General features: G+C 46.0%; 13 protein-coding genes. 9 read left to right on the top strand and 4 right to left on the bottom strand.

The annotated features are described in order from the left end of the window. Positions 1-4: 4 nt before the first annotated feature. Positions 5-439: a MarR family winged helix-turn-helix transcriptional regulator gene (locus AC6I8Y_RS20150; RefSeq protein WP_498022872.1), complete on the bottom strand. Its 435-nt coding sequence runs from the start codon at positions 437-439 to the stop codon at positions 5-7. A gap of 99 nt (positions 440-538) precedes the next feature. Between AC6I8Y_RS20150 and AC6I8Y_RS20155 the strand changes: the two genes are divergently transcribed. The 3 genes from AC6I8Y_RS20155 to AC6I8Y_RS20165 all read left to right on the top strand — a co-directional run bounded on the left by AC6I8Y_RS20155 (position 539) and on the right by AC6I8Y_RS20165 (position 1,831). After that, positions 539-1,045, top strand: coding sequence for a DUF2798 domain-containing protein (locus tag AC6I8Y_RS20155; RefSeq protein WP_498022873.1), 507 nt, complete (start codon positions 539-541; stop codon positions 1,043-1,045). 27 nt (positions 1,046-1,072) lie between these two features. Then, positions 1,073-1,390 carry a DUF3861 domain-containing protein gene (locus AC6I8Y_RS20160; protein ID WP_498022874.1) on the top strand — a complete coding sequence of 106 codons (318 nt, stop codon included), beginning with the start codon at positions 1,073-1,075 and terminating at the stop codon, positions 1,388-1,390. Positions 1,391-1,564: 174 nt separating this feature from the next. After that, positions 1,565-1,831, top strand: coding sequence for a DUF5062 family protein (locus tag AC6I8Y_RS20165; RefSeq protein ID WP_042470062.1), 267 nt, complete (start codon positions 1,565-1,567; stop codon positions 1,829-1,831). Positions 1,832-1,913: 82 nt separating this feature from the next. On the opposite strand, the gene AC6I8Y_RS20170 is transcribed toward AC6I8Y_RS20165, so the two are convergent. Both AC6I8Y_RS20170 and AC6I8Y_RS20175 read right to left on the bottom strand, forming a co-directional pair. Then, positions 1,914-3,371 carry a YadA-like family protein gene (locus AC6I8Y_RS20170; RefSeq protein ID WP_498022875.1) on the bottom strand — a complete coding sequence of 486 codons (1,458 nt, stop codon included), beginning with the start codon at positions 3,369-3,371 and terminating at the stop codon, positions 1,914-1,916. Positions 3,372-3,649: 278 nt separating this feature from the next. Next, entirely contained in the window at positions 3,650-5,425 is a 1,776-nt protein-coding gene (locus tag AC6I8Y_RS20175; protein WP_498022876.1) for an SgrR family transcriptional regulator, read from the bottom strand. Between the two features lie 218 nt (positions 5,426-5,643). On the opposite strand from AC6I8Y_RS20175, the gene AC6I8Y_RS20180 reads away from it, so the two are divergent. The 3 genes from AC6I8Y_RS20180 (at position 5,644) to AC6I8Y_RS20190 (ending at position 7,900) form a co-directional block, all read left to right on the top strand. After that, positions 5,644-7,035, top strand: a complete 1,392-nt coding sequence (locus AC6I8Y_RS20180; protein WP_498022877.1) for a glycoside hydrolase family 1 protein — start codon at positions 5,644-5,646, stop codon at positions 7,033-7,035. Between the two features lie 119 nt (positions 7,036-7,154). Further along, entirely contained in the window at positions 7,155-7,334 is a 180-nt protein-coding gene (locus AC6I8Y_RS20185) for a hypothetical protein (RefSeq protein WP_112480879.1), read from the top strand. A 311-nt stretch (positions 7,335-7,645) separates the two neighbouring features. Then, positions 7,646-7,900, top strand: coding sequence for a hypothetical protein (locus tag AC6I8Y_RS20190; protein WP_498022878.1), 255 nt, complete (start codon positions 7,646-7,648; stop codon positions 7,898-7,900). Between the two features lie 24 nt (positions 7,901-7,924). Here AC6I8Y_RS20190 and cra read toward each other — a convergent pair whose 3' ends face one another. After that, complete coding sequence (cra, locus tag AC6I8Y_RS20195) at positions 7,925-8,905, bottom strand: catabolite repressor/activator (protein WP_498022879.1); 981 nt, start codon at positions 8,903-8,905, stop codon at positions 7,925-7,927. Between the two features lie 365 nt (positions 8,906-9,270). Here cra and fruB point away from each other — a divergent pair, with 365 nt between their 5' ends. Genes fruB through fruA form a run of 3 tightly spaced genes read left to right on the top strand, consistent with a single transcriptional unit; the run spans position 9,271 to position 13,154 of the window. Then, the gene (gene fruB / locus AC6I8Y_RS20200; RefSeq protein WP_394149088.1) at positions 9,271-10,404 is read left to right on the top strand and encodes a fused PTS fructose transporter subunit IIA/HPr protein; all 1,134 of its coding nucleotides are present in this window, start codon (positions 9,271-9,273) and stop codon (positions 10,402-10,404) included. Between the two features lie 10 nt (positions 10,405-10,414). After that, positions 10,415-11,362, top strand: a complete 948-nt coding sequence (pfkB, locus tag AC6I8Y_RS20205; RefSeq protein WP_394149090.1) for a 1-phosphofructokinase — start codon at positions 10,415-10,417, stop codon at positions 11,360-11,362. 55 nt (positions 11,363-11,417) lie between these two features. Then, positions 11,418-13,154, top strand: a complete 1,737-nt coding sequence (gene fruA, locus AC6I8Y_RS20210) for a PTS fructose transporter subunit IIBC (protein WP_394149092.1) — start codon at positions 11,418-11,420, stop codon at positions 13,152-13,154. Positions 13,155-13,226 lie beyond the last annotated feature (72 nt).

Genomic DNA, 13,226 nt, shown 5'->3' on the forward strand with positions numbered 1-13,226 from the left:
GTTGTTAAGCCTTTCCTTGTTCAAGGTTTCTCGCCATCTTCTCAGCAGTTTTCGTGAAATCAACCAATTCATCCTGGTTTATCCCGTTAGACATAATCTCGAAAACTCGGCGGTCAATATCCGCCAGACTCGTCATCACTTTCTGCCCTGATTCAGTAAGCTCCAAAAAGTGGCTGCGCTTGTCAGCAGGGTTCGCAGCTTTAACCAACAAACCTTGCGAAATAAGCGCATTTATCAAGCGTGTTACCTGAGCTTTATCTCGATCAAGGTAGTGGGCGATATCGATAGACGTACACGGTGACGTTTTAGTAATTATCTTCATTACGCGCATATGCATAGGTGCAATATCGTAGTCGAGCTGCTCGATTTGTTCGGTCATCTGACGTTTCAAAGAGTGGACTAAACGAAAGACAGATTCCAAAGAGGTGTTTTCAGACATGATCGATCCCTTAAAAATATAGTTGACACTGTCAACTACTGGATTTATAGTTGACATTATCAACTTAATTGAACGCTATTTCAAGACTGGAGAATCGAAATGACGACACAACTAACACTTAGTCCATTAGAGTCAAACGCCTCTCTAGAGACCAACAAAAAAACACCTGTCCTTCTTAAAGTACTCGTTATGGTGAGCATGATGAGCCTAGTCGGAGGATCACTGACCGCAGTGATGACCTACATGAACGTCGGATTTGGTGAGTCATTCGTTCATCAATGGTTGTCTTCATTTGCCCTAGCCGCATTGGTGATGATGCCCGTGGGTATGGGAATGATGACGCTGATGACCAAACTTATCAGCAAGCTAATGCCAGAGAAAAGCGAGCACGTTCGCAACTTGGTGGTTGGCTTATTCATGGCCGTTGTTATGGAGTCACTTTTGGCTTTCGTGACCGCTGCCAACACAATTGGATTTTCTGATGCTTCAGATTTTACCACTGGATGGTTCAACGGCTTTATCGCCGCGCTCCCAGTTGGCCTAACGATCATGATCGTTATGTCACTGACCATAAAACCTAAGATTGAAAAGTTTCTTAAAAGCTAACTCAGTTACTAATTTTTGGAGAACCACATGAAATCACTTATCAGCAAACACAACCAATACCGTATTACTATTGAAGAAGTCAGCACCAAAGCAGAGCGTGAACCGCAAACGCTGACTTTCGAGTTCGAGGATCGCGAAGACATGTTCAATGTCATCGAAAAAATGAAACAAGGCAGCGGTCTCGATGAGCAGTCCGCGACTCGTTTGGGCTTAAGCATCCGCCTGCTTGGTCCTTTGATGATGCAAGACAGAAAGAACCCATTATTTGCGGACTTCTTCCCACACTTCAAAGACTTCATGCAAAACCTAAAGAAGACCATTAAAGGTCAGATCAAAGGTCAATAAGCCTAACTAGCCTCGCAATTGCGGGGCTTTTTTCTGTTACTTATCTCTTCTCGATACACGTCGAATTTTTACAAACGGTAACGTCATTTCTATCAAAAATAGAATGAGTTAACAGCGCAGTCAGAACTTTACTGCTAGGGTTTAGGTTCACCCATAAATCAATCTAGGCAATGTATGTCAAAGACAGCAAAATTAGAAAACGAAGACAAGTTGTTCAAAAAGGCACTTGAAGTGGGTTGTAAAATGGCAGCAATGCAGGGCTATCCAATACACGACCCGTCCGCAAGTCAGTCTATGAAAGCTAGAGCGCTTTATCTGTTCTTAGTAGAAGTTCGCCAAATCGTCCCGCTGCCAGAAGATAAAGTCGATGGGCAGAATATTAAGAAGCGTCTTGCGCTTTGGTTGCATAGTGCGCTGCCGGATGGTGATCCTCTAAAATAATCCCCTACTTCGATTGATAAGACCACAAACTAAAAAAGCCCCCAAAGGGGCTTTTGTACATATAAAACTATAACTGGGCAATCTATTTAAAAGTGTATTGAGCACCTACACCAACAGCCAAATCACTCTTCGTGTATTTGCCCGCAGTCTCGTAGCTACCGATAAAGTTACCGCTCCAGTTTTCGTTGAATTGATACGCACCACCGATTGCCAATGCACGCTTACTGCCCGCAGCACCAATACCCGCACCAACGGCAAACTCGCCTGGCTCAGACGTAAATGCACGTGCTGACATTGCAGCGTGAGTTGACGCTTTAACGCCGTCGTAGCGCTCACGCATTTCTTCACCTTGGCGTTGTAAATCATCACGAAGAGAGTCAATGCGGGCTGAGTTTTCTTCAATCTTATCAGAGTTCGCAGTGACCTGACTGTCTACAGTAGCCATCTTTTTAGACACAGCTCCTTGAAATTCTTTATATTCTGAGTCCGCAGCTTTCACATCATGATCAACCTCAGCCTGAACTCGTTTGTATTCATCTTGAGCTTCTTTGTTTTCTTTATCTAGGCGGTCGTTGATATCTTTGGTGTTTTTATCTACTTTCTTCTCGATGCGGTTACGCTCGCTATTGCCACGACGATCTACGTCTTCAATTGCACGCTTATTAGCGTCGATGTTGTCTTTGTTTTCGTCAACTTTACGACCATTGTCATCAATTCGACGGTTTGCATCGTCTACACGCTTGTTGGTGTCGTCGATACGTTTGCCGTTCTCATCGATACGGTCAGAGTTACCTTTAATAGCATCTTTGTTCTTCTCGATATTCTGACGGTTGTACTCCGACTTAGTCTCGTTGTTAATTGAGCGATCTTCGTTAGCACGGCTGCGTTTGTCGTTGTCGATAGAGCGCTTTTCATTTGCATCAGATTTAACATCGCGATTTTGGTTTTCACGATCAATACGACCAATTTCAGATTTGTTCTTATCGATACCCTGTCGATTTTCTTCGCTGCGGCGAGAGTTTTCTTCACGCTGCTGGTCTTGACGATCAATCTCATCATTAATTATTTTAACATTACCTTCAGCAGCACCTTTCCAATCCTCGGTTCGACTCGTCGGCGTATAATCTTTCATAGCATCCTTTGCTGCATCGAAATCTTCTTTTGTCGCACCTGCTTTCACCATCTCATCACGCATAGCACGTTGATGCGCGTTGTTTGGAGTACCAGATACAGCTCCTTTAAGATCAGCCAATAAGTGATCTCCCGCGCCCCATGCTTTATCTTCACCACCAACTTTAGTAGCAATAGTGTTCGCCACGTCAATTAGCTGTGGGTTTTCTGCTGCAGCCCTTGCAAACTCCAATGCGCCTTGAGCGCGTACAGCTGGCTCATCAGAACCAAAGTATTTGTCAAAGCCTGGAATACCAGATTCAGAAGCTATTGCAGCACCGGTACCGTTAATAACCAACTCGTCGACAAAGTCGCCTGTTGGCTCGTTAGCAAACGCAGTTCCAGATGTAATAGCAACCATTAGAGCCATTGCAAGTGTCTTTTTTATTCATTTTAAATTGTCTCGATAATTAAAAGGCTTTGCCAATTCCATCGACAATGTGGTCCATCCTCATGGAGCGGCGCGAACTCTACGAACGAACACAATTTGTTACAAAATGGAAAGCATTCACGAATCGAATGGGTTCAACTGTGGCGGGCGCTAGCGAGATGTTTGCTGAAAAAATTATTAATAGAACAATCAAAAAGCCCCAGCGCTATGGCTGGGGCTCATTCATAAAAACAGCTTATTTTAGGTGTTCGGCAGGTTTACTTTGCCTCAGTGTCGGTTGATTCATCCGTCCAAACATTCCTAAAATCAGGCCATGACCAGTCGGTTATTTTTACTCCTTGCAGCACGCTACCCCATCGCAGAGTTTGTCTATGGTGGAACAAAGGCAGAAGCCTGTTTTCTATCAATAGATTCGTCGCAACAGACTCTAGTTCTTTGAGGTAGAAGTCTGCGCTTTGTTGCTCTCTGATTTCAGTGAGTTGTGTATCCAGCCATTCTAGACTGGGCGCATCGAGTCCTTGTCTCAGAACCGCATCCGAGCACATCCAGCGATAGACAGATACTGGAAGGTTGTCATCAACAATAAAGCTGGCGATTGTGATCTCTTCTGTGAGCTTTCTTTCGTTCGCTTTACTGTGCAATGCCTCGAGCGTATACACATTGATTTGGCACTCTACACCTAACAAGGCTAACTGTGCTTTGATGCCGTTCGCGCAGTCTAGTATCACTTGATGGTCATACACGGCTATGCTCAGTGTCTCTGGTAGCGCGACTCTTTCGGCGACACGTCGTTTGATCTTGGTCCAGCTTGGCAAGATATTGTGAGCGGGAATAGAGGCTCTTGAGAGTGGGTTGAGGTCTGGGTTTTCTAGTATCGAATACGGGGAGAGAACACTGCAAAGGTAGGCTCTTTGTAAGTTGCTCAGCGAGTGTGGAGATCCATTGGCATTCAAGATTAAATAAAGGCACCCATTCTCAATACGAGTTTGGGTGTGAGCTTGAGCGTTCAGATTCTCGCGTTTCACAGAACCACTCTCTGCCTGTGAGTGTTCAAGTTCAATCCGTTCATTTGCCGTCTTATCAAGCTGCCAAATTGTCACGGTATCGGTTAGTGGGGGAAGATCGAAGAATCTATCGTACGCTTCTAACCGAAGGCGATCATCCGAATGCTCGATGACTCGAAACGCACCACATCCATCCACGACTCGCCCCACTAAACCCTCCAGTTGCTTTGGGGGCTGAATCGAATAGCGTAAATCCGACACCAAAGCATCAAAGCTGCAATCCGGACGATCTAGCTCAAAAGTGACGGTTTGATGCCCAAATTTTACTGCTCTTAAGTGAGCCAGTTCGGAGTCATATTCCGGTAGTGATTTGAGTTTAGAGAACAGCTCTGCCACGACTTCTGGAGTAAGCGCTAGACCTGAGTGAAATTCCAGTCTCGGTCTTAAATAAAAGCGCCACTGGGTATGATTTTCGTTCACCGTCCAATGATGAGCTAGCTGTGGTGATACGTTTCCTTCATGATCGCACGCCGTCAGACACGAATAGATCTGGCGAACCAAAAACCGCTCGCTATTTCTGAGTGGCTTATGTGGCAAGATAGTCTGGAAAGCACGTTGGTAAGTCAGCTGAATATGAAGCTGCCCTTCTCTAACCATGGTTCCGGAAGTTTGTTGCAGTAATTGCGAAAACTGTTGTTGATCGCCATGCAACAGTGAAAAAGCAGACTCATATTGCCCCTGTTCAATCAGCTCTTTACTCAACTGCTGGCGCAGAGTTTTAGCATCAAAATGCAACGTGAGGTGGGAACGCTGGTTTCTGCCAACTTTTGGGTTCCAAGTTAACCAACCTCGTTGCTGAAGAGCTTGCAGAACAGTTCTTGCATGCCGTGCTGTGGTAAACAAAACATCGGCGACATCAGCCAAAGGCAGGTGGTATTCATTGTTCGAAACTGAACGTTCAGCATCTAGATTTTTAGAACTAAGACTCAACAGTCTCTCGTAGTATTGCAGCGCTCGTTCGTCTTTCATACGTTTACAATTTAAGGAAATAAATAGATAGCTAGCTTCCTTATATTAGCCTTTGAACGTCAATAATCCTAAGAATATTCGCTTTACTCCCTATTGGGGAAATTTATAATTAAAACTAAGCTCTTTTTATCTTCCCATTTAAGTCAGATACTAAGTCTATATTGAACAAGCGCGTATACGCTGCGCTGCCCACCAATCTCATCAATCCAGAGGTTTCTATGACTCAGTTTCCAGACAATTTCCTATGGGGTGGCGCTATCGCCGCAAACCAAGTTGAAGGTTCGTATATCCTTGATGGTAAAGGACTCTCGACATCCGACATGTTGCCCTCTGGTATTTTAAGCCCACACCAAACGCGTGACGAGCGCACTTCGGGAATTAAGGATATAGCGATCGACTTCTACAATCGCTACCCAGAAGACATAGCTCTGTTCGATGAGATGGGCTTTAACTGCCTGAGATTATCCATAGCATGGACCCGCATCTTCCCTAATGGCGATGATGCAGAACCGAACGAAGCGGGTCTCGCCTACTATGACCGCATTTTCGACGAACTGGCAAAATACAACATGACGCCATTTGTGACCCTATCGCATTACGAAATGCCTTACGCGCTGGTCGAGAATTATGGCGGCTGGGGCGATCGTCGGTTGATTGTTCTGTTTGAGCGCTACGTGACAACTGTGTTTGAGCGTTACAAAAACAAGGTCAAACTTTGGCTCACATTTAACGAGATCAACATGTCTTTGCATGCCCCGTTCACGGGTGTGGGTCTGCAAGAAAATGCCACTGAACAAGAGATCTACCAAGCTATCCATCATCAATTGGTGGCGAATGCCAAAGCAGTACAAGCCTGTAAGCGTATTATCCCAGATGGCCAGATCGGTAATATGCTGCTTGGAGCGCTGAACTACCCGTACACCTGCAACCCTGACGATGTCATTGCCGCCATGCACGAAAACAACAAGTGGTTGTTCTTTGGTGATGTACAAACTCGAGGTAAATACCCAGGCTACATGCTGCGTTACTTCCGTGAAAACGGCATCGAGCTAGCTATGGAAGATGGTGATTTGGAGACCATTGCGAACGCCTCTGTCGATTTCATTTCGTTCAGTTATTATGCAAGTGGCTGTGCGAGTGCCGATCCAAAGCAAAAAGAAGTGGGAAACATTGTTGATAGCGTGCCAAACCCTTACTTAGAGAAAAGTCAGTGGGGCTGGCTGATCGACCCTAAAGGGCTGCGCGTGCTGCTTAACTTCTTGTATGACCGCTACCAAAAACCACTATTCATTGTTGAAAATGGTTTAGGTGCGCGAGATGAGCTCGATGCAAACGGAGATATCCAAGATGACTACCGTATCGCTTATTTGAACGATCACTTAGTTCAAGCGAGAGAAGCCGTTGCAGATGGTGTCGAGCTTATGGGTTTTACAAGCTGGGGGCCGATTGACCTAGTTGCCAACTCCACTGCCGAAATGAGTAAGCGCTATGGCTTTATCTACGTCGATCGTCATGACGATGGCACGGGCTCATTAGAGCGAAAACGCAAGAAGAGCTTCCACTGGTACCAAGGTGTCATTTCAAGCAACGGTCAGTCACTAACAGAATAGTATCCGCCTACATTACAGCTGGTAAAGAATTCATCGATCGCGTTCAAACATAAGATAAACCTCTAGTTTCGGCGCGAATTCAGTGTTAAATTTATGAAAAAATTAACAAGGAGTTCACGATGAATTCGAAAATTGCAGTGGTAATGGGCTTAGCGTTGGCGGCTGTACTAGCGGGCTGTGCCCCATCAAACGAATATCGTAACAACCAAGAAATTGGTACTAAGATGGAAGAGGACGCGAAGCGCGAAAAAGAGATTTGTACGGCATTGGGTGACATCAACTGCGCACAGCAGCTTTAACCCCATCTTATTGAAACCAAAAAGGTAGCTCTCTTTACGTTACAATAAGAGTGACAAACACAATACATACCAACAAGTTCAAGATCCGAGTATATCCCGTGTACTCGGATTTTTTTATTACAAAATTCAGCACGTAATAAGAGCGGCTTGTTCTGAAGAAAAATTGACAAGCATCGCTCGACCTATGAATACCAATATTCAAGTGTTCTGGATGTTTGAAACATGAAGGTGTTAAATTTGTAAATATACTTTATCAATACTGTGATCTAGCCTATGTTTTACCCGAAGGTAAACAGACAGGAGAGAACACTATGAAACTGCTAATTGCATCAACAATGCTTTTCTCAGCGGCAACTTTCGCGTCAACCGATGCTGAGATGTGTCAACAGTATGGACGTGACATAGCGAGTAGCTCCACCGAAAACCAAACCGCATTTCTTGAGCACTTAACAGAACAGGTAAGCACTGGAACCTGGACACTTAGCATGACCGAGTGCAACGTCCACATCCAACGGGGAAAGCACGAGCACAACTTTGAAATTGCAGATTTGGTGAACGATGGCTAGACGATAACGCCTTCTCAAAGCAGTTTAGCTTCTCAACTTGATTTTCCTTGGAATCAACTCGACGCCAGGATTGTATCGCCTGGCAGACGCGTTGAGTGCCAACTCTAGTGCACTATCACAAATGAGTTCAAACTGCTGAGGGAGGGAGTTCACTCTAAGCGGCAGAAAATCAAGCAAACGGTTATCACCGAAAGTGCCTATTTTAATCTTGCCCATAAGCTCAGGTTTATCAATCAAGACATCCAGAACACCTTCTAGTAAGGTATAAGATGTAGTGACCAACGCGTTAGGGAGTTTTCCTTGCTCTATCCATTCCATAAATACGCGTTTACCTTCGTCACTGTTAAAGTGATCACCATAGGCAACTTGTGATGTGAGTTGCTTTTCCTTTATCGCAGTCTCAAAACCCAGCTGACGTTCGCGAGAGATGTTTAGCTCAGGCAGTGCGCCAATCAATCCGATGGTCTCAACCTGCTCATCAATAACAGATTGAGTCAACTCATACGCTGCCCCGTGATCTTCACTGATCACGCAGCTAAAATGTTCATCATCAAGGCTACGGTCAATTGCGATAACTGGCGTACCACGCTGCTGAATCGACAAGTAGTAGTCACTGGCATCGGTGATGGCACTGGCAACAAACAGCGCATCTATGCGACGTGATATTAGAGCATCGGCCACCAGCTTTTCGGTGTCAGGATCATCATCCGAACAACCTATTAGTATCTGGAAACCCGCCTTACGAGAGTTCTGTTCAAGCAATTTTGCAATGCGTGCATAACTGGTGTTCTCAAGGTCAGGGATGATCAAACCAAACGACCGGCTCTGCCCCGCACGCAAAGAAGACGCGGCGTGGTCTGGTCGATAGTTATGTTCTTCAACGACCGCCATCACCTTACGCTGTGTTTTTTCTGAGATTCTATACTTTTGAGCTTTGCCATTAATGACATAGCTCGCGGTCGTCTTAGACACGCCAGCTAATTTCGCTATCTCGTCGAGAGTCATGTTTCGATCCTTTTCTGTGCGATGGATCATATAAATGAATTCCAAGCCAACTGATAAATTGAATTATATGCTGAATCGGTTCAGTATAAAAGCTGAAAGGATTCAGCATAGTTCACAGTTTTAGAATTTGGTCCATAATGATAGTGGACAGACAGTGAACATAGACAAGAGTGGCGCTAAGTCTGATGCGGAGAATTACGCATCCTTGTGAGTAGCAACTCCATAAAAAAGACCACCAAGACAACAGCAAAGGACATGCTGACTTTTTTTGAGATTTTTGCTGAATCGATTCAGTTAAGCTTAAAGCAGTAAGCGTCAAGCAAACGAGAATCGGTTCTTAAATAGAATTAAACAGGTGAGCAACTATGCTTCAACTCGACACGAACACGATTACACTGAATCAATCCTCCGATAACAAACTTAACGCTATCAAAGCGATCGCTGCCGACCTAACCTCTAAAGGCTTGGTACAAGATGGCTACGTTGATGGCATGCTCAATCGCGAAGGTCAAAACTCAACATTTCTAGGCAATGGTATCGCCATTCCTCACGGCACTACCGATACCCGAGATCTTGTTAAGCAAACTGGCGTTGCCGTTCATCACTTCCCTAACGGTGTAGATTGGGGTGATGGCAATGTGGCGTACGTTGCGATTGGTATCGCGGCGAAGTCTGACGAGCACCTAGGCATCCTAAAACAGCTAACGAAGATCCTTTCAGCTGACGGTGTAGAACAAAAGCTAAAACAAGCTAAGAGCGAGAAAGACATCATCTCCCTGCTTAACGGTGACGTGCAGCTGGAAGCAGATTTCGATGCTTCGTTAATCCAACTTAACTTCCCAGCAAGCGACATGGTTCAGATGGCAGCCGTCGCTGGTGGCCTACTTAAAAACACCGGTGGCGCAGGCGCTGAATTCGTTGCTGATCTCGTTACTAAGTCCCCTACTCACCTTGGTAAAGGTCTGTGGCTGGTTAGTAGCGATAAAGCGGTAACACGTACAGGTATGGCGTTTGTTTCTACGATTAATCAGTGCGACCTTGACGGTACGCCAGTACAAGGGCTGATTGCCTTTGCAGCGTGTAACAACGTGCACCAACCTATGCTCAATAAAATCACCGAAGTGGTCTTCAAGCAAGAGCAAGACAAACTGCTTTCGCTGTCTGCGGAACAAGTACTTGGTTTCTTCACGGGCGAGGAAGTTCAAGCTGCGAGCTCTGAAGATGGCAACGTGGCTGTATTCAAGATTAAAAATGCTCACGGTCTTCATGCTCGTCCGGGCGCGATGCTGGTTGCAGAAGCGAAGAAATTCGAATCGTCAATCAAGGTGTCTAACCTAAATGGCGATGGCAAAGCAGTAAACGCGAAAAGCCTTATGAAAGTTATCGCTCTTGGTGTGAAACACGGTCACGAGCTGCAGTTCAGTGCTGAAGGTACTGATGCCGCTGAAGCATTGGAAGCGATTGGTAAAGCCATTGCTTCTGGCCTAGGTGAAGGCTAAGGAGTCGGTTATGACAGTTACAAACAAAGTCGTCACCATCACACTTAACCCAGCATTGGATTTGACAGGTAGCTTAGACACGCTGAACAAGGGCTCAGTAAGCTTGGTCAATCAAGGCTCATTGCATGCTGCGGGTAAAGGCGTCAACGTTGCCAAAGTATTAAGCGATCTCGGTGCAGATGTCACAGTAACCGGCTTTCTGGGCACAGATAACCAAGAGCTATTCTGTCAACTGTTCGCTGACATGGGTGCACAAGACAAGTTTGTTCGCGTAGCAGGTTCAACTCGCATCAACGTAAAACTTGTGGAAGCGAACGGTGACGTTAGTGATATCAACTTTCCTGGCGTCGAAGTCAACACTGACGCTATCGACGCGTTTGAACAAACCCTTAACGAGTTAATGAAAGAGCACGATTACTTTGTGTTCGCAGGCAGCCTACCTCGCGGTATTACGCCTGAGCAATGCGCAGTTTGGATTGAGCTTCTTCAAGAAAACGGTAAGCGCGTTTTGTTCGATAGCAGCCGTGATGCGCTGGCAAAAGGACTGGACTCTAAACCTTGGTTGATCAAACCAAACGACGAAGAGCTATCCCAATTCGTTGGTCGCCATTTAACGACTCAAGAACAATGCCTTGAAGCTGCCGAGTCACTGTCTGACAAAGGCATTGCCAATATCGTCGTCTCCATGGGTGCTGAAGGCGTGTTGTGGCTTGAAAACGGCGAATGGCTACAAGCCAAGCCACCAAAAATGTCCGTCGTTAGCACCGTCGGTGCGGGCGACACCTTAGTTGCAGGTCTATGTTGGGGACACATGCAATCTAAGCCAAAAACAGAATTACTCTCTTTCGCAACCGCTCTGTCTGCACTAGCTGTTAGTCAAGTTGGCGTGGGTGTTTCGGATGTGGACGAAGTTTTATCCCTACAACAAAAAATAGAGTTACAAAAGCTTAGCCACTAATTTCCCTAAGTCTTTGGCTTAGATTCTTGTGGCAATGGACACGAAGGTCGAACCTATGAAAATTTCAATTATTACCGCTTGCCCTAGTGGCGTAGCAAACAGCATTATCGCGGCAGGTCTATTAGACCAAGCAGCAAAAGCGCTAGGACATGAGGCAAATGTCGAATGTCATTCTAGTGTGGTTGAAACGCAAACGCTTAGCGATGCACAAATCAGCGAAGCCGACGTTATTGTTATTGCGGCAAATACGCCGGTTGATACACAGCGTTTTGTGGGTAAAAAAGTCTATCAAGCGAGCATCTCAGAATGTACGTCTGATCCAAAAGCATTCCTGACGGATGCTATCGAAAAAGCAACCGAACTAGAGCAAGGTGTCGCAGTAGCATCAGCGCCTGAACAGTCTGCAAACGGCGCGAAGAAGATCGTGGCGATTACTGCCTGCCCTACTGGCGTGGCACACACCTTCATGGCAGCAGAAGCGCTAGAAGAAGAAGCGAAACGCCTAGGTCACACTATCAAAGTAGAAACTCGTGGCTCTGTTGGTGCTAAGAACCAACTGACAGCGCAAGAGATTGCCGATGCTGACCTAGTCATCATCGCTGCTGATATCGAAGTACCTCTCGATCGTTTCGACGGTAAGCCGATGTACAAAACCAGCACAGGTCTAGCGCTTAAAAAGACCGAACAAGAGATCAACAAAGCATTTGTTGAAGCTGCACTTTACAAACACACCGCTGGCGCAAGCCAATCGGGTGGGACTGAAGAGAAGAAAGGCGTTTATAAGCACCTGATGACAGGTGTATCGCACATGCTTCCTGTTGTCGTAGCGGGTGGTTTGATCATCGCCCTATCATTTGTATTCGGTATCGAAGCGTTTAAAGAAGAAGGCACATTAGCAGCTGCACTCATGACTATTGGTGGCGGTAGCGCCTTTGCTCTAATGATCCCTGTTCTTGCGGGTTACATTGCATTCTCAATTGCTGACCGTCCTGGCCTAGCTCCTGGTCTTATTGGCGGCATGCTAGCGAGCTCAACAGGTGCAGGCTTCCTAGGTGGTATTGTGGCTGGTTTCCTTGCAGGTTACTCAGCAAAACTGATTGCCGATAAAGTCAGCCTTCCTCAATCAATGGAAGCGCTCAAACCAATCTTGATCATTCCATTTATTGCTAGCTTGTTCACCGGCCTTGTGATGATTTACATCGTTGGCGGCCCGGTTTCTGGCATTATGGCGGGTCTAACTGACTTCCTAAACAACATGGGTAGTGCAAACGCGGTTCTGCTCGGTGTGCTTTTAGGCGCAATGATGTGTTTCGATTTGGGTGGTCCAGTAAACAAAGCGGCATACACCTTTGGTGTGGGTCTATTGGCTTCTCAAACTTATGCTCCAATGGCAGCGATCATGGCAGCGGGTATGGTACCAGCACTTGGCATGGGTCTGGCGACATTCCTAGCGAAAGACAAGTTCGAAGCGGGCGAGCGCGAAGCTGGTAAAGCGTCATTCGTACTCGGTATGTGCTTTATTTCTGAAGGTGCGATTCCATTTGCAGCGAAAGATCCTGTACGTGTTATCCCTTCATGCATGATCGGTGGTGCGTTAACGGGTGCGCTATCTATGCTGATTGGTGCGAAGCTAATGGCTCCACACGGTGGCCTCTTCGTACTACTAATCCCAGGTGCAATTTCCCCAGTGCTAATGTACTTGGTAGCGATTGCAGCAGGTACGGCAGTCACTGGCTTTACTTACGCATTCCTAAAGCGTCGCGCTGACGACAAAGCGCTCGCTACGGCTTAATTGCGACAAGCCCGAGTAACACTTGGGCTAAACATCCACTCACCCCCAATAGTGGAATTTTAATAGCGCTGC

Source organism: Vibrio sp. KUL78 (assembly GCF_059725505.1).

Coding starts and splice junctions, on each gene's coding strand:
- AC6I8Y_RS20170 (WP_498022875.1), bottom strand. CDS start 3,371: ATGGCTCTAATGGTTGCTATTACATCTGGAACTGCGTTTGCTAACGAG.
- cra (WP_498022879.1), bottom strand. CDS start 8,905: ATGACTCTCGACGAGATAGCGAAATTAGCTGGCGTGTCTAAGACGACC.
- AC6I8Y_RS20175 (WP_498022876.1), bottom strand. CDS start 5,425: ATGAAAGACGAACGAGCGCTGCAATACTACGAGAGACTGTTGAGTCTT.
- fruA (WP_394149092.1), top strand. CDS start 11,418: ATGAAAATTTCAATTATTACCGCTTGCCCTAGTGGCGTAGCAAACAGC.
- fruB (WP_394149088.1), top strand. CDS start 9,271: ATGCTTCAACTCGACACGAACACGATTACACTGAATCAATCCTCCGAT.
- pfkB (WP_394149090.1), top strand. CDS start 10,415: ATGACAGTTACAAACAAAGTCGTCACCATCACACTTAACCCAGCATTG.
- AC6I8Y_RS20150 (WP_498022872.1), bottom strand. CDS start 439: ATGTCTGAAAACACCTCTTTGGAATCTGTCTTTCGTTTAGTCCACTCT.
- AC6I8Y_RS20180 (WP_498022877.1), top strand. CDS start 5,644: ATGACTCAGTTTCCAGACAATTTCCTATGGGGTGGCGCTATCGCCGCA.
- AC6I8Y_RS20190 (WP_498022878.1), top strand. CDS start 7,646: ATGAAACTGCTAATTGCATCAACAATGCTTTTCTCAGCGGCAACTTTC.
- AC6I8Y_RS20155 (WP_498022873.1), top strand. CDS start 539: ATGACGACACAACTAACACTTAGTCCATTAGAGTCAAACGCCTCTCTA.
- AC6I8Y_RS20185 (WP_112480879.1), top strand. CDS start 7,155: ATGAATTCGAAAATTGCAGTGGTAATGGGCTTAGCGTTGGCGGCTGTA.
- AC6I8Y_RS20160 (WP_498022874.1), top strand. CDS start 1,073: ATGAAATCACTTATCAGCAAACACAACCAATACCGTATTACTATTGAA.
- AC6I8Y_RS20165 (WP_042470062.1), top strand. CDS start 1,565: ATGTCAAAGACAGCAAAATTAGAAAACGAAGACAAGTTGTTCAAAAAG.